The organism is Kitasatospora sp. NPDC088548 (assembly GCF_044753005.1).
Taxonomy (GTDB): domain Bacteria; phylum Actinomycetota; class Actinomycetes; order Streptomycetales; family Streptomycetaceae; genus Kitasatospora.
In genome coordinates this window covers 16,466-31,740 of record NZ_JBIVMI010000039.1, presented here as the reverse complement: position 1 = coordinate 31,740, position 15,275 = coordinate 16,466, and the positions used below count along the sequence as shown (strand labels likewise).

General features: G+C 73.4%; 12 protein-coding genes. 5 read left to right on the top strand and 7 right to left on the bottom strand.

Annotation, left to right across the window (positions count from 1 at the left end; genetic code table 11):
* The first annotated feature begins 33 nt into the window (after positions 1–33).
* Both ACIP82_RS34345 and ACIP82_RS34340 read left to right on the top strand, forming a co-directional pair.
* A complete protein-coding gene (locus ACIP82_RS34345; RefSeq protein WP_400659162.1) occupies positions 34–807 on the top strand; it encodes a transglycosylase SLT domain-containing protein in 774 nt (257 codons plus the stop codon).
* Between the two features lie 466 nt (positions 808–1,273).
* A complete protein-coding gene (locus ACIP82_RS34340) occupies positions 1,274–2,737 on the top strand; it encodes an AI-2E family transporter (protein WP_363607432.1) in 1,464 nt (487 codons plus the stop codon).
* A gap of 37 nt (positions 2,738–2,774) precedes the next feature.
* Here ACIP82_RS34340 and ACIP82_RS34335 read toward each other — a convergent pair whose 3' ends face one another.
* From ACIP82_RS34335 to ACIP82_RS34325, 3 genes are all read right to left on the bottom strand, one after another.
* Positions 2,775–3,113 (bottom strand): hypothetical protein, encoded by a 339-nt coding sequence (locus tag ACIP82_RS34335; protein ID WP_400659161.1) that lies wholly within the window; start codon positions 3,111–3,113, stop codon positions 2,775–2,777.
* A 129-nt stretch (positions 3,114–3,242) separates the two neighbouring features.
* Positions 3,243–3,785 (bottom strand): alkyl hydroperoxide reductase, encoded by a 543-nt coding sequence (locus ACIP82_RS34330; protein WP_363607434.1) that lies wholly within the window; start codon positions 3,783–3,785, stop codon positions 3,243–3,245.
* Between the two features lie 3 nt (positions 3,786–3,788).
* Positions 3,789–4,340 (bottom strand): peroxiredoxin, encoded by a 552-nt coding sequence (locus ACIP82_RS34325; RefSeq protein ID WP_363607435.1) that lies wholly within the window; start codon positions 4,338–4,340, stop codon positions 3,789–3,791.
* 194 nt (positions 4,341–4,534) lie between these two features.
* On the opposite strand from ACIP82_RS34325, the gene ACIP82_RS34320 reads away from it, so the two are divergent.
* Positions 4,535–5,485 (top strand): LysR substrate-binding domain-containing protein, encoded by a 951-nt coding sequence (locus ACIP82_RS34320; RefSeq protein WP_363607436.1) that lies wholly within the window; start codon positions 4,535–4,537, stop codon positions 5,483–5,485.
* A gap of 49 nt (positions 5,486–5,534) precedes the next feature.
* Here the strand turns inward: ACIP82_RS34320 and ACIP82_RS34315 are convergent, their stop codons facing one another.
* Positions 5,535–6,152: a TetR/AcrR family transcriptional regulator gene (locus ACIP82_RS34315; RefSeq protein WP_400659158.1), complete on the bottom strand. Its 618-nt coding sequence runs from the start codon at positions 6,150–6,152 to the stop codon at positions 5,535–5,537.
* Positions 6,153–6,321: 169 nt separating this feature from the next.
* On the opposite strand from ACIP82_RS34315, the gene ACIP82_RS34310 reads away from it, so the two are divergent.
* The gene (locus ACIP82_RS34310; RefSeq protein WP_400659156.1) at positions 6,322–8,511 is read left to right on the top strand and encodes an MMPL family transporter; all 2,190 of its coding nucleotides are present in this window, start codon (positions 6,322–6,324) and stop codon (positions 8,509–8,511) included.
* 61 nt (positions 8,512–8,572) lie between these two features.
* Here ACIP82_RS34310 and ACIP82_RS34305 read toward each other — a convergent pair whose 3' ends face one another.
* The 3 genes from ACIP82_RS34305 to ACIP82_RS34295 form a co-directional block, all read right to left on the bottom strand.
* Positions 8,573–10,405 (bottom strand): SpoIIE family protein phosphatase, encoded by a 1,833-nt coding sequence (locus ACIP82_RS34305; protein ID WP_400659153.1) that lies wholly within the window; start codon positions 10,403–10,405, stop codon positions 8,573–8,575.
* A 56-nt stretch (positions 10,406–10,461) separates the two neighbouring features.
* On the bottom strand, positions 10,462–11,226 hold the full coding sequence (locus ACIP82_RS34300) for a class I SAM-dependent methyltransferase (RefSeq protein ID WP_400659151.1): 765 nt from the start codon (positions 11,224–11,226) through the stop codon (positions 10,462–10,464).
* 590 nt (positions 11,227–11,816) lie between these two features.
* Positions 11,817–14,795 carry an AfsR/SARP family transcriptional regulator gene (locus ACIP82_RS34295; protein WP_400659149.1) on the bottom strand — a complete coding sequence of 993 codons (2,979 nt, stop codon included), beginning with the start codon at positions 14,793–14,795 and terminating at the stop codon, positions 11,817–11,819.
* Positions 14,796–15,015: 220 nt separating this feature from the next.
* Here ACIP82_RS34295 and ACIP82_RS34290 point away from each other — a divergent pair, with 220 nt between their 5' ends.
* Positions 15,016–15,264: a hypothetical protein gene (locus tag ACIP82_RS34290; protein ID WP_363607442.1), complete on the top strand. Its 249-nt coding sequence runs from the start codon at positions 15,016–15,018 to the stop codon at positions 15,262–15,264.
* Positions 15,265–15,275: the final 11 nt, after the last annotated feature.

Below are 15,275 nucleotides of genomic sequence, written 5' to 3'. Positions count from 1 at the left end.
GGCAGGTTGCGCCCGCACGGTCACGCGTGGGCGATGCTGGAAGGAAACCATGTGACTCGGATCTCGGTCCGGGGAGTTGCTGTGGCCTCCGCCACCGCCGTCACCGCTGTCGGTGCCGTCGTGGGTGTGGCCTCGGGCAGCGAGGGCAAGACGACGCAGACGGTCGATGTCGCCGGCGCGACCCTGCTTGCCGAAGTCCCCTCTGGCGCCCAGGCGCAGACCATCAGTGACAACATCGGCCAGCAGGCGACCGCCCAGCAGGCCTCGGCCGACGCCGCCGCCAAGGAGGCCGCCGAGAAGAAGGCGGCCGAGGAGGCCGCGCGTCAGCAGGCCGCCGCCGATGCCCAGGCGAAGGCCGACGCGCAGGCCAAGGCCGACGCGGAGAAGGCCGAAGCGGAGAAGGCCGCCAAGGCGGCCGAGGAGAAGCGCAAGGCCGACGAGGCCGCCGCCAACCGCTCCAAGGCCCGCTCGTCGATGTCCGCCACCGACACCTCGGCTCCGCCGGTCTCGGCCAGCCCCGGCTCGGTGCAGGCGCTCGCCCAGCAGATCGTCGGCAACGACGCGCAGTTCCAGTGCTTCAGCCAGATCGTGAAGCGCGAGAGCGGCTGGAACTACACCGCCACCAACAAGAGCTCCGGCGCCTACGGCCTGGTCCAGGCGCTGCCCGGCTCCAAGATGGCCTCGGCGGGCGCCGACTGGCGCACCAACCCGGCGACGCAGATCCAGTGGGGCCTGAGCTACATGAACAGCCGCTATGGCAGCCCCTGTGGCGCCTGGTCGTTCTGGCAGTCGCACCACTGGTACTAGGAACCACCGGCACCGGCCACCACCGGAGCCGCCGAACGGCCCCCGACCGCTCTCCGGTCGGGGGCCGTTCCGCTTGGGACGAGCGGGCCGCGCCGCCCGGGCCGCGCTGACCAGTGCGCTCGCGGGCGGTGCGGCCCTGGGTGCGGACGCGGGGCGCGGGAAGGGGTCCTGGTTGCTCCCCGCACCGGCCGGTCCGCCGACAGATGGCTCCGGGCCCCGTTCGGGCTCCTCCCCGCTGCCCCCTGCCTGAAACCACCTGTTTCCGATGGTTCGCCCTGATTCGGGCGCCGGCTCGGGGGCGGTCCGGGACCGGACCGGGCCGGCCGATCGCCGCCGGGGGCGGGGAACCGCCCGGCCCGCCGGACTCACGGCCCGCCGGGCGGGTAGCGTCATCCCCGACGGCCGTGGCAGGACCCACGGCGTACCGCCGGGTACGGCGGCCCGGCGGGGAGTGGTGGTAGCAGGGATGGCGCGGGGCGGGAAGGCCTTCAAGGTCGTGGCCAAGGGCGTGGCCGTGGTGGCCAGTGCGGCCGCCGTGATCGAGCGGCGCCGACGGGCCGCGATGGCGGCCGAATTCGCCGGGGCACCGGTCACCGGGACCGAGATCGAGTCCGGGGCCGGGGTCGAGGCCGCGGCGATCGCCGCGGTGGCGGGACCGCTTCCGGCGCCGCGGGCGGAGACCGCCCCCGTGCCGCCGGCCCTGCCCGGGACGGCCGGGGAGCCCGCGCCCGCACCGGTTCCGGGGCCGGCCCCGCACGCGGCGTTCGGACGGGAGCCGCACCTCGGGCGGCCCGCCACCCCCGCCGAGGCCGTGCCGTGGGGTCTGCGGGTGGCCGCCGAGTCGACCTGGCGGCTGCTGCTGCTCGGCGCCGCGCTCTACGTCGTCTTCATGGTCGTCGACATGCTGCGGCTGGTCGCCTTCGCGGTGCTGGCCTCGCTGCTGATCTCCGCGCTGCTGGAGCCCACCGTCTCCTGGCTGCGCCGGCACGGCGTACCGCGCTCGCTGGCCGCCGGCGGGGTGTTCATGAGCGGTCTGGCCGGGATAGGGCTGGTCGGCTGGTTCGTGGTCTGGCAGGTGACCACCAACCTGTCGACGGTCACCACCAAGGTCCAGGCCGGTGTCGACCAGCTGCGGGACTGGCTGATCACCGGCCCGCTGCACCTGACCCAGCAGCAGATCACCGACTTCGCCAACCAGATCACCAAGGCGATCAGCACCAACACCGAGCAGATCACCTCGGCCAGCCTGACCGGCGCGCAGATCGCCGTCGAGGTGCTGACCGCCGTGCTGCTGGCGTTCTTCACCACCTTCTTCTTCCTCTACGACGGCGAGCGGATCTGGAACTGGGCGCTGCGCGGGCTGCCCCGGCACTCCCGCTACGCGATGGCCGGGGCCGGGCCGAAGGCCTGGGCGACGCTCACCGCGTATGTGCGCGGCACCGTCTGCGTGGCCTTCATCGACGCCGTCTGCATCGGGATCGGCATCGAGCTGCTGGGGGTGCCGATGGCGCTGCCGCTGGCCGTGATCATCTTCCTGGGTGCCTTCGTCCCGCTGGTCGGCGCGCTGGTCACCGGCACCGTCGCGGTCCTGATCGCGCTGGTCACCGAGGGGCCGTTCACCGCCCTGATGGTGCTGGTGGTGCTGGTCGCCGTCCAGCAGATCGAGGGGCATGTGCTCCAGCCGCTGATCCTCGGCCGGGCCGTCCGGGTCCACCCGCTGGGCGTGGTGCTGGGCGTCGCCGCCGGCAGCATCATCGGCGGTATCGGCGGTGCGATCGTCGCGGTGCCGCTGATCGCGGTCACCAACACCGTGGTCACCCATCTGCGCCGCCGCAACGAGGCCGGTCAGGCCGTCTTCACCGCGCTGGAGGCCGCCCGCGAGGCCGCCGGGCGCACCGCCGCGACGGCGCCGCAGACCCCGGCGCCCTGAGGGGGACGCGGATTCCCGGCCGGGGCCGGAGCGGGTGTCAGAGCGGCATCAGGGCCCAGCCGAAGGCCGAGGCCATGCCGCCGAGCAGGGCGGCGCCGCCGGTCACGGCCGTCCTCATCGCTCCGGCCCACTGCCGGGCCGGGGCGGTGAGCGCCATTGCCGTCCACGCCAGGGCGGCGCCGATGGCCGGGCCGAGCAGCGGGGGCAGGAACACGGTGGCGGCCCGCCGGAGCCCGTCGGTGTCGTCGGCCCAGGCCGTCGCCATCACCCCGCCGATCGCTGCCCAGCCCGCGACGGCGATCGCCACCAGTCCCCAGCTGATGAACGCGAGGGTCGGCCACAGCGACTCCGCCTCCGGCCGGCCGGCGTCGGTCATGGCGCTCTCCCCCAGGGTTGATCTTCTCTGTCCCGGACGCCCGCGCCGCCGTAGCGGTTCCGGTGCGAACGCGCGCGGGCCCCGCCGGACGGAAGGTCCGGCGGGGCCCGCGTGGTGCGGCGCCAGGTGTCAGGCGTCGACGTCGGCCAGCGCGGCCTCGGAGTCGAGGACTCCCGCGACGGCCTGGAGCACGGCGGCGATCTTCATCGAGGCCTGGACGACCTCGCGCTCGACGCCCGCCTTGCGGAGCACGGCCTCGTGCGAGTCGAGGCACTGGCCGCAGCCGTTGATGGCGGAGACCGCGAAGCACCAGAGCTCGAAGTCGACCTTCTCGACGCCCGGAGTGCCGATGATGTTCATCCGCAGACCGGCCCGCATGCTGCTGTACTCCTTGTCGGAGAGCAGGTGCAGCGTCCGGTAGTAGACGTTGTTCATCCCCATGATCGCGGCCGCGCCCTTGGCGGCGTTGTACGCCTCCGGGGAGAGGTTGGCCTTGGCCTCGGGCTCCAGCGCACGCAGCACCGCGGGGCTGCGGGTGGCCATCGCGCAGGAGAGCACGGTGCCCCAGAGCTGCTGGGCGGGGAGGTCGGAGTTGCCGATGACCGCGCTCAGGTTGAGCTTGAGGTCCTTGGCGTAGTCCGGGAGGGCGGACTTCAGGTCGTCGAGGGCCATGGGTCAGCCCGCCAGCAGGGCCTGGGCGTCGAGGGTGTCCTCGCCCTTGGTCCAGTTGCACGGGCACAGCTCGTCGGTCTGCAGGGCGTCCAGCACCCGCAGGACCTCCTTGGGGTTACGGCCGACGGAGCCGGCGGTCACCATGACGAACTGGATCTCGTTGTTCGGGTCGACGATGAACACCGCGCGCTGGGCGGTGCCGTCGGCGGCCTCGACGCCACAGGCGCGCATCACGTCGTGCTTGACGTCGGCCAGCATCGGGAACGGCAGGTCGCGCAGGTCCTTGTGGTCCTTGCGCCAGGCGTGGTGGACGAACTCGGAGTCGCCGGAGATGCCGAGGATCTGGGCGTCGCGGTCGGCGAACTCCTCGTTCAGCTTGCCGAACGCGGCGATCTCGGTCGGGCAGACGAAGGTGAAGTCCATCGGCCAGAAGAAGACGATCTTCCACTTGCCCTCGTAGGACTTGTGGTTGATCTCGGCGAAGGCGTTCGCGGCGTCCAGGTCGACACAGGCGTTGAGTTCGAACTCGGGGAACTTGTCACCGATCGTGAGCACGTTCGCTTCTCCTGAAGGTGAGACTGAGGGGAGTTTTGTCCGGATTGCGGAACGCCCTCCACGATTCCACATCGTGGACTGATCAGGGAAATAGCTAGACTCGTTGTGTCTGATCGGAGAGAGCTATCAATACCCCGCCGCCCCCCGCTGGGACCAGGCCCCGCAAGGGCGCCTCGCGCAAACCCGACGCGACTGTGTCGAGCGCCACAGTCCGCAGCCCCCGCACACCCACGGTCGCCCAGCTCAGGGCGTTCGTCGCGGTGGCCGAGCACCGGCACTTCCGGGAGGCGGCGGCCGCCACCGGGACCAGCCAGCCGGCTCTGTCGGGGGCGGTCGCGGCGCTGGAGGAGTCGCTCGGCGCGCAGTTGGTCGAGCGTACGACGCGCAAGGTCATTGTCACCCCGCTGGGGGAGCGTGTGGTCGAACACGCGCGCCGGGTGCTGGCCTCCGTGCAGGCCCTCACCGAGGAGGTCGAGGCCGCCCGCCGCCCGTTCACCGGCCCGCTGCACCTCGGGGTGATCCCGACCGTCGCCCCCTATCTGCTGCCGACCGTGCTGCGGCTGGTCCGCGACCGCTACCCGGAGCTGGAGCTGCACGTCCACGAGGAGCGCACGCCCTCGCTGCTGGAGGGGCTGGCCGCCGGGCGGCTGGACGTGCTGCTGCTCGCGCTCCCGGCCGGCGGGGCCTCGCCCACCCGGGACGTCCCGCTGTTCGACGAGGACTTCGTGCTGGTCACCCCGCCCGGGCATTCGCTCGCCGGGCGGATCGACGTTCCGCGCGACGTGCTGCTCGACCTGGAGGTGCTGCTGCTGGAGGAGGGGCACTGCCTGCGCGACCAGGCGCTCGACATCTGCCGTGAGGTCGGCGCCGATCCCGGCGGCTCCACCACCCGGGCGGCCGGGCTCTCCACCCTGGTCCAGCTGGTCGCCGGGGGTCTGGGGGTCACCCTGCTGCCGGCCACCGCCCTGGACGTCGAGGCGGGCCGCACCGACCGGCTGGCCGCCGTCCGCTTCGCCGCCCCCGCGCCGGGCCGTCGGATCGGGCTCGCCACCCGGCCGGGCTCCGCCCGCAGCGGCGAGTACGACCGCTTCGCCGCCTCGCTGCGCGAGGTGCTGGTGGAACTGCCGGTCCGGATCGTCCAGTAGCCGCGGCGGCCGGTGGCAGGCCGGCCGGTGGTGGTCAGGCGGGCGGTGGTCAGGCGGGCGGTGCGGCGCAGAGGTCGACCGTGGTGGCGACCAGCAGGTCCAGCGCCCGGACCGCCTCCGCTTCGGCCGCCGGGCCGGCGTCCCTGAGCACCAGATAGCGCCCGCAGAGGCCGTCGAAGCCGGCCAGGAAGTGGACGGCGATGTCGTGCGCGGGCCGCGCCAGCGGCTGGCCGTGCGCTTCGGCGAGCGCGGTGATGATGCCCGCCGCCGTCCGCTCCATCTCGTCCTGGAGTCCGCGCATGATGTCCTGCAGACCGGGGTCGCGCATCGCCAGCGTCTCCAGCTCGGCGAGCAGGATGCACCGCCCCGGCTCCCCGGTGGTGCTGGCCCAGAGCGCGTGCACCAGCGCCCGCACCTGCTCCCCGAACGGCCCCTCGCCCGGGGCCGCGGCGCGCACCTGGCCGATGAAGTCGGCCATCAGCTGCTCCACCACGGCCCGGTACAGGTCCTTCTTGGTGCCGAAGGTGTAGTGCACCGTCGCCTGCGCCACGCCCAGCTCGGCCGCGATCGCCCGGGTGCTGCCGGCGGGGACGCCCTCGCGGGCCATGAGGTCGATGGCCGCCTGGACGAGCTGCGGACGCCTTTCGGCGGCGGGGACGTGAGCCATTGGGACAGGGTAGCGCTCTGGTCGATTGACGTGGTCGAACGACGTGACACATCGACTCGGTCGAGCGGCTCTGTCGAACGACTTTGTCAGATGACAAACTTGCCCCTACGGTAGTGGGCGACCTGTTCGGGCACTCGGCTGCCCGACCGACCTGACCGAGGGCTCACTCATGGCCACGTATCTGTACCGCCTTGGCCGCTACTGCTTCCGCCGACGGCGGGCCGTGCTCGCCGTCTGGCTCGCCGTGCTGATCGCGGTCGGCGGCGCCGCCGGGGCGTTCGCGGGCAAGACCAGCGACGAGTTCAAAGTGCCCGGCACCGAGGCCCAGAGCACGCTGGACCGGATCAAGGACACCTTCCCGGCCCAGGGCCACGGCTCCGCGCAGGTGGTCTTCGCCGCCGCCGGGCCGGGCGGCATCGCCGCTCCCGAGGCGGGCCGGGCCGTCACCGAGGCGGTCGGCCGGATAGCCGGCGTGCCCGGCGTCGCGGCCGTGCCCGACCCGTATGCCACCGGGGCGGTCTCACCGGACGGCAGGGCCGCGATCGCCCTGGTCTCCTTCGACCGCAAGCTCGCGGACATCACCGACGAGCAGCGCGACGCGGTGAAGGCGGCCGCCGAGCCGGCCCGGGCCGCCGGGCTGACGGTCGCCTTCGGCGGCGACGCGTACAACCGGATGGCACAGGTCGAGGGCGGCGAGGCGGTCGGCCTCGCGGTCGCCGGGGTGGTCCTGGTGCTCACGCTGGGCTCCCTGGTCGCCGCCGGGCTGCCGCTGCTGACGGCCTTCGTCGGGGTCGGCGTGGCGATGGCCGCGCTGCTGGCCCTCTCCGGTTCGTTCGAGATCATCACCACCGCGCCGGTGCTGGCCCTGATGGTCGGCCTGGCGGTCGGCATCGACTACGCCCTGTTCATCGTCTCCCGGCACCGCCGGCACCTCGCCGAGGGCCTGGATCCGGACGAGGCCGCCGCGCGGGCCAACGCGACGGCGGGCAGCGCGGTGGTCTTCGCCGGGCTGACGGTCGTCGTCGCGCTCGCCGGGCTCGCCGTCGCGGACGTGCCGTTCCTCACCGTGATGGGCCTGGCCGCGTCCGGCGCGGTGGTGGTGGCGGTGCTGGTGGCGATCACCCTGCTGCCCGCGCTGCTCGGCTTCGCCGGGCGGGCCGTCGACCGGCTGCCGGTCCGCCGGCGGGCGCCGCGGACCGAGCCGGGCCGGCCGCCGATGGGTGAGCGCTGGGCCCGGTTCGTGGTGCGCCGGCCGCTGCCCGTCCTGCTCGCCGGGCTGGCCGCGCTGGTCACCCTCGCGGTGCCGGCGGCGAGCCTCACCCTCGGCCTGCCGGGCGGCGGCTCGCAGGCCGCCGGAACGGACGCCCGCAAGGCGTACGACCTGATCGGCGAGAGCTTCGGGCCCGGCTTCAACGCTCCGCTGGTGGTGGTCGTGGACGCCCAGGGCGCGCCGCGGCCGGAGCAGGCGGTGCAGGACGTCGCGGAGAAGCTGGGCACGCTCAAGGGGGTGCGGACGCTGCTGCCCCCGACCGTCGACCCGGTGAGCCGGACGGCGCTGCTGACCGTCATCCCGGAGACCGGCCCGGACCACGCGGACACCGAGGCGCTGGTCTCCGGGATCCGCGACCAGCGCGACGGACTGCGGGCCGCGACCGGCGCGCGGATCGACGTCACCGGCACCACGGCCGCCAACATCGACGTCTCCACCAAGCTCGGGCAGGCGCTGCCGCCGTTCGTCGCGGTGATCGTCGGCATCGCGATGGTCCTGCTGGCGCTGGCGTTCCGGTCGATCCTGGTGCCGCTCAAGGCGGTGGCCGGGTTCCTGCTCAGCATCACGGCGTCGCTCGGCGCGGTGGTCGCCGTCTACCAGTGGGGCTGGCTGGACGGTGTGATCGACGTGCCGAAGGTCGGGCCGGTGGTGAGCTTCGTGCCGATCCTGCTGATCGGGGTGCTGTTCGGGCTGGCGATGGACTACGAGCTGTTCCTGGTCTCCGGGATGAAGGAGCACCATGTGCACGGCATGGCGCCCAGGGACGCGGTGGTCGCCGGGGTGCGGGGCGGCGCGCGGGTGGTCACCGCGGCGGCGCTGATCATGGTGGCGGTCTTCGGCAGCTTCGTCTTCGGCCACGACCCGATCGTCCAGCCGATCGGCTTCGCGCTCGCGACCGGCGTGCTGGTGGACGCCTTCGTGGTGCGGATGGCCCTGGTGCCGGCCGCGATGGCGCTGTTCGGCCGGGCGGCGTGGTGGTTCCCGAAGAGCCTGGAGAAGGTGGTGCCGAGGGTCGACATGGAGGGCGAGCAGCTGATGGCCCACCTGGAGGAGCGGCCCGGGCCGGTGAAGGTGGCCGAGCCGGTCTGACCCGTTCCGGGCCGGCCCGGGGACGCCCGGTGGTCCGCGGGGACCACCGGGCGTCCGCCGGTCACGGCAGCCGCTGCTCGAACCAGACCACCTTGCCGGTGCCGAGCCGGGTGGCGCCCCAGCGCTCGGCGCACCGGGCCACTATCTGCAGCCCGCGCCCGCGTTCGTCCTCCGGGCCGATGCGGCGCGGCCGGGGCAGCAGCGGGCTGTCGTCGCCGACCTCGCAGCGCAGCCGGGTGGTGCGGACCAGGCTCAGGGTGACCGGGCGGGTGGCGTGCTGCACCGCGTTGGTCACCAGCTCGCTGACCATCAGCTCGGTCGCCTCGCAGAGCTCGTCGAGGCCCCAGCGGCGCAGCGTGTGGGCGGCCAGCCGACGGGCCCGCCCCGGGGTCTCGTTGCGCGGTTGCAGGTACCAGTGCGCGACATCCCCGGCCGGGATGCCCTCGAAGCAGGCGGCGAGCAGCGCGATGTCGTCGCCCCGGTCGCCCGGCGGCAGGATGCGCAGCGCCTCCTGGCAGAGCTGCTCGGGGGTGTGCCGCTGCGCGCTGGCGAGGCGGGCGCGCAGCAGTTCCAGCCCGTCGCTGATCGGGCGGCTGCGGGTCTCCACCAGGCCGTCGGTGAAGAGCAGCAGGGAGGAGCCGGGCGGTGCGGGCAGTTCGACGGAGGCGAAGTCGACGCCGCCGACCCCGATCGGCGCCCCGGCGTCCAGCTCCAGCAACTCGGCCGTCCCGTCCGGCTGGACGAGCACCGGCGGTACGTGCCCGGCGTTGGCGAGCACCACCCGGTTGGCGATCGGGTCGTAGACCGCGTACACGCAGGTGGCCAGGTGCTGTTCCCGGCCGAGCCGCTGGGCCTGCTCGTCGAGGTGGTACAGCACCTCGTGCGGCGGCAGGTCGAGCGCGGCCAAGGTCTGGGCGCTGGTGCGGAGTTGGCCCATGATGGCGGCCGAGGTGAGCGAGTGGCCCATCACGTCGCCGACGATCAGCGCCACCCGGTTGCCGGGCAGCGGGACGGCGTCGTACCAGTCGCCGCCGACCTGGGCGCCGCGCTCGCCGGGCAGGTAGCGCTGGGCGAGGCGGACGCCGTGCGGCTGGGGGAGGCGCAACGGCAGCATGCTGCGCTGGAGTTCGTTGGCTATCTCCCACTCGCGGGCGTACCGCAGGGCGGTGTCGATCGCCAGGCCCGCCTGGGTGGCGAGGTGGGCGGCGGTGGCGGTGTCGGTGGCGTCGAAGGTGGGGCGGCCGGTCTTCTCGGACGGCCGGCGGATCAGCACCAGCATCCCCAGGACGGCCTTGCGGCCGCGCAGCGGCAGGGCGAGGACGGAGGTGCCCGGGCCGAGCCGGGCCAGTCCGCGGGCGCCGTACAGCTCGCGCAGCAGCCCGGCGGTCCGTTCGGCGCCGGGGGTGCCGAGTACGGCGGGCTCGGCGGGGCGGCGGCTCAGCAGGGCGTGCGCGAGCGCTCCGCCCCGGGTGACCGGGGTGGCGGGCCCGGTGTCGGCGGTGGAGCGCGAGCCGTACCGGGTGGCGTAGCGGGAGTTGCGGTGGTCGGCCCCGCCGCTGGGGCGGCCGCGGCGGCCGAGCCGGGTGCCGTGGCTGTGGTGGATCCGCAGCTCGTCCGGGAAGCCGGGCTCGCGCTCGACGTTGGGCAGCGGGTCGCGCAGGTGCACCACGGCGGCGTCGGCCAGGGCCGGGACCAGGACCCGGCAGATGTTGCGCAGGGTGGCGGCGAGGTCGAGCGCGCTGTTGATCCGCCGGGTGGCGGAGTCGAGGTAGGAGAGCCGTTCGGCGACCTGTCCGGGGTCGTCGCCCGTCCGGCCGTCCGCGGTGTCCGGCGGGCGGCGCCGGTTCGGGACGGCAGGAGGCTGTCCGGCCTCGGGTTTGAGCTGGTCGCGCACGGCTGCCTGTCCTGGGGATCGGTGGGGAGTACTGGCTCTTCTGGTCTGGCGGGTGGTCAGCCGACGCGTCGACAGCACAGGAACAGTTGCTCCTCCGGCGGCAGCGAGGTACTGGCCGGTGCGTAGGAATGCCCCGACCGCTCCTCGACGGCGAACCCGGACTCCACCAGTACCCGTTCCAGATCCTCCCTCAGATACCCGCTGATCCGCAGCTCCCGGCCGAGGAACGGGAGGGGAACGTGATCCAGATCCGCCTCGACCATGCCGAGCGCCAGCAGCCCGCCGGGCCGCAGCAGTTCGCGGAGCCGGGCGAGCACGGTGGGGATCTCGTCCTGGGGGAGGAGGATCAGGGAGAAGAACGCGGTGACGGCGGCGAAGGTGCCCCGGCCGCGCGGCCCGAGTTCGGGGACGTTCCAGGCGCGGTCGGCCCGTTCGGTGGCCAGGTCGTACAGGTCGATGCGGTGGAAGGCGGGCGGGTGCGGGCCGCCGTGGCCGGCCTGCCGGGCCAGCGTGAGCATAACGTCCGAAAGGTCTATACCGGTGACGTGCGCACCGCCCGCGACCAGCTGCCGGACGGTCGGATCACCGGCGCCGCAGCCGACGTCGAGGACGGCGGCACCCGGTTCGAGCGCGGCCAGCAGCCGGTGGCCGCAGGCGAGCTGTCCGTCCTTGGCGGGGAACGCCTCGGCGTAGCCGGTGCCGATGGTGTCGAAGGCGACCGCCTGCAGGGCGCGAGCGGCCCGGCGGCGCAGCACGTCGGGCTCGTCGTCACCCGCGTCCTCGTCGACGGGGAACGGGTCGGATATCTGTCCGGTCGTCACGATTGAGAGGCACCCTTCCACCCTGGCCTCCGGTCGGCTGTACGAGGCCGGGCCGCCGTCCTCCCGGCGCCCGCGCTGCCCCGCCGGCCAGCTGCCGGTGGCGGTACGTCACGCTCCCCGCGTCACTCTGACTGCACTCTGACACTTTGCACAGAGACACTCTGCACCGTGGGAGCGCCTGCGCGCTGCCGTTTCCGGATGCTCCGCCGGACAGGTGCACTCGTGTGTGTACTGGCATCTGAGAATATGCGTGATCACTCCACCATAGGGTCCCTTTCCAGCCAACTCGTCGCGGTTGGGGTGGTGTGGCCCGGGTTGCGGAAGCACGACGGTGCGGGCCGAGGTGGTGCGGGCCGGGACCGCACGCCGCATGGCGCGTTCGAGCCGCGCCGCTGACCTGCGCCGCCGACCTGCGAGCGGGCGGTCCGGCGGGCCGACGACCCGGCGTTTATCGAACGTCAATCGGTCCGGTGCAGAGTGGAACCAGCGCCGGGGAAGCGTTGAGGGTGCTCCCGCAGCCGGGGGGCTGCGGGGGCACCGAACGCATCGGGGGAGACCTCCACGGGGGGATGTCGGGGGACGTCGGAGGTCTACGGCGCGGGGGGACAGAGGGGCTCGGTGTGCTGCTGGGAGATGAGGTCCGCCACGGGGGAGGCCTCTGGCACACCGAGCCGTATGAAGATCGCGTGGGCCTCCTGGAGGCACGCGAGTCCGCGCGCCGGTTGGGCGAGGCCGAGCAGCGCCTCGCCCAGCGCGGCGTTGGCCAGGCCCTGGCAGTAGGCGCCGTCGATCTCCTGGGCGATCGCCAGCGACTCGCCCGCCGCCTCGGCCGCCTCGGCGGTCTGCCGGCTCGCCAGCAGGCTCACCGCGAGCCGGGCGAGCGCGTAGCCCTCGCGGAGCCGGTTCTGCTGGGTCTGGTAGAGCTGGTGGGCCTCGCGCAGGTGCGCGACCGCCTCGGCCGGCGAACCGGTCGAGGACAGCACCACGCCGAGCTGGTAGAGGGTGTCCGCGAGGCAGGGCCCGTTCGCGGAACGCCGGGCGGTGACGGCCGCCTCCTCCACCGAACGGACCGCGGACTCGCTCTGCCCCGCGTTGAGCTGGGCGCGGGCGATGTTCCCGAGCAGCCGGGCCTCGCCGATGGGGAACCCGATGACCCGGCTGATCGCCAGGGCCTGTTCGAAGAACGGCAGGGCCTCGGCGGCGCGGTCGGAGACGCTCAGCACGATCCCGAGAATGTTGGCGACCATCGAGCGCAGCACGGTGATGTCGTCCGTGCCCTGAAGGTCCAGGCTGGCCCGCAGCGAGCGCTCGGCGCCCTGGAAGTTGTTGGCGAAGTACTCCAGCGTCCCGAGGGCGAAATGGACCCGGGCGAGGGCCTGGGTGTCCCCGTGCGCCTGCGCGTTGGACTCGGCGGTCTCCAGCAGCCGGCGCGTGCGGGGACCGTGCGTCGGGTCCTCGACGATGCTGTTGAGCGCGATCAGCAGATCGAGAGCGGGCCGCAGCAGGGCGGACGGCCCGTTGACCGCGGCCTCCACCGTGCTCAGCAGCATGCCGACCTCGGTCCGCAGCCACTGCTGTGCCGCCGCCCCGGTCGCCAGGGCGAGCCCGGGCGTCTTCAGCCCGTCGAGCGGTTCGGGCAGCTGGTCGTCGGGCTCGATGGCCTGCGCGGCGTTGCGCATGGTCGGCAGCACGTGCTCCAGCAGCCGGAGAACGGCGCGCTCCTGCTCGGCGGAGTCCGCCAGCTTCTCGTTCTTGCGCTGGGCGTACAGCCGCAGCAGGTCGTGGTACCGGTAGCGGCCGGGTGTGAAGCACTCCAGCATGTTCGCCTCGACCAGCGACTCCGCCAGCGTCTCGGCGTACGCCTGTTCCTCCCCGAGCAGCGCCGCCACCGCGTCGAGCGGAAGGTCGGGCGAGTCCACCAGGGAGAGCAGACGGAACGCGCGGGCCTCGTCGGGCCGGAGCTGGCCGTAGCCGAGGCCGATGGTGGTCTCCACCGCGAGGTTGCCCAGCTGCAGCTCGTCGAGCCGCCGCCGTTGGTCCGCTAACCGCCGGGCCAGATCGGAGACGCTCCAGCGAGGCCGGCTGGCCAGCCGCGCCGCGGCGATCCGAACCGCGAGCGGCAGGAAACCGCAGGAGGAGACCACGGCCAGCGCCGCGTCGGGTTCGGCGGCGACCCGCTGCTCACCCACGATGGTGGAGAAGAGCGCCAGGGCCTCCTCGGGAGTCATCTCCTCGACGTCGACCAGGTGGGCGCCGGGAATTCCGGCCAGCCGGGACCGGCTGGTGGCGAGCACCGCGCACCCGGACACGCCGGGGATCAGTGGCATCAGCTGGTCGGCGTCCTGGGCGTTGTCCAGCAGGATCAGCATGCGGCGCTTGGCCAGGAGGGAGCGGTAGAGGGCCGCCCGCTGCTCCAGCGAGTCGGGCAGTTCGGTGGCGCCCAGCGAGTGCAGGAAGTCGCCGAGTACGACGGCGGGGTCGGCGGGGGACGCGCCCGCGCCGCGCAGATCGACGTAGAGCTGGCCGTCCGGGTACTCGGAGCGCACGCTGTGCGCGACATGCACGGCCAGGGTGGTCTTCCCGACGCCGCCGATGCCGGCCAGCGAGGTCACCACGACCGCCTGGCCGGTGCCGTTGCGCAGGGTCGCCCGCAGTTCCGCGACCAGTGCGGTCCGGCCGCTGAAGTCGGAGACGTCGGCGGGCAGTTGGGCCGGCGCCGGGGAGACCGCGGAACCGTCGTCCCGGCTCCGGCTGTGCGGTCGCGCGGGCGGGTCCGGGGTCAGGGCCTGATCTCCCGCGAGGATGCGCGCGTGCATGGTGGACAGGCCGGCTCCGGGCTCGACCCCGAGCTCGTCGATCAGGAGCTTCCGGGTGTCCGTGTAGACGCCGAGCGCCTCGGCCTGCCGGCCGCAGCGGTAGAGCGCGAGCATCAGGAGTTCGCGCAGCCGTTCCCGGAGCGGGTGTTCGGCGGTGAGCGAGCTCAGCTCGGAGACGACCTCGGTGTGCTGGCCGATCTCCAGCGCGGCGGCGCAGCACTCCTCCCACACCGAGACATGGCGCTCGGCGAGGCGGCTCCGCTGTGTCTCGGCGTGCGGCCCCGGCACTCCGGCCAGGGCCCGGCCGCTCCACAGCCCGAGTGCCGACACCAGCAGCCGGTGGGCCTCGAACAGGTCGCCGTCGGCCCTGGCCGCGGTGGCCTGCGCGACGGTGGTCTCGAAGACCGTGAGATCGAGTGCTTCCGAGGAAGTCCGCAGGGCGTATCCGTCGCTCACCGAAATGAGGATCTCGGCCGGTGCGCGAACCTCGCGATGCGGTTCGATCACCGCCCGGAGGCGGGAGACGTAGGTGCGCAGTGCGGCGATGGCCTGCGGCGGGGGGCGATCACCCCAGAGGCCGTCGACGAGATCCTGGGTGGCGACCGGGCGGCCCTGCTGGAGCAGGAGCGAGGTGAGCACCGCCTGCTGCTGCGGAGAGCCCAGCGCGAGCGACTCCGGGCCGCGCCACGCCTGCACCGGACCGAGCACCTGGAAGCGCAGCGTCGAACTGTGCGGCGTTTCCTGAGGCTCCATGAATTCCCCCGATGACCTGTGGCGGTGCCCTGCACGTACAGGGCGTTCGGCGGTCCCGCTGCGGTCGCATCAGCTTAGGCGGACAGCTGCAAACGCTGGAGATCAGCATCAGCGTTGCGATGTTTATAGGACATTTAACGGTTCCTACGATACTGTCCGGGCGCCTGGGTCGAACCGGTCGGGCGCACGCAGATCCCGATGACCTGAAAGGCAGCCAGCCATGGCCGAGATTGAGCCCACCAGCGCCACGACCCCGTCGGCCGATGCGGACACCCCCGAGGCCGCGGCGAAGACGGCTGCCGAGGTCATCGCCGAGGCTGCGGCCGATGTGGCCGGGTACACGGCCCCCGCCGACGAGAAGCACGAGGAGCCGCAGGAGCTCTTCGGCGGCGAGGCCGTCGAGCCCGAGCACGTCGAGGCCAAGCCGGGCGAGACCGTCCCGCTCGGTGCGATCAACGCTCACCCGTAGCCGCCCGCAAG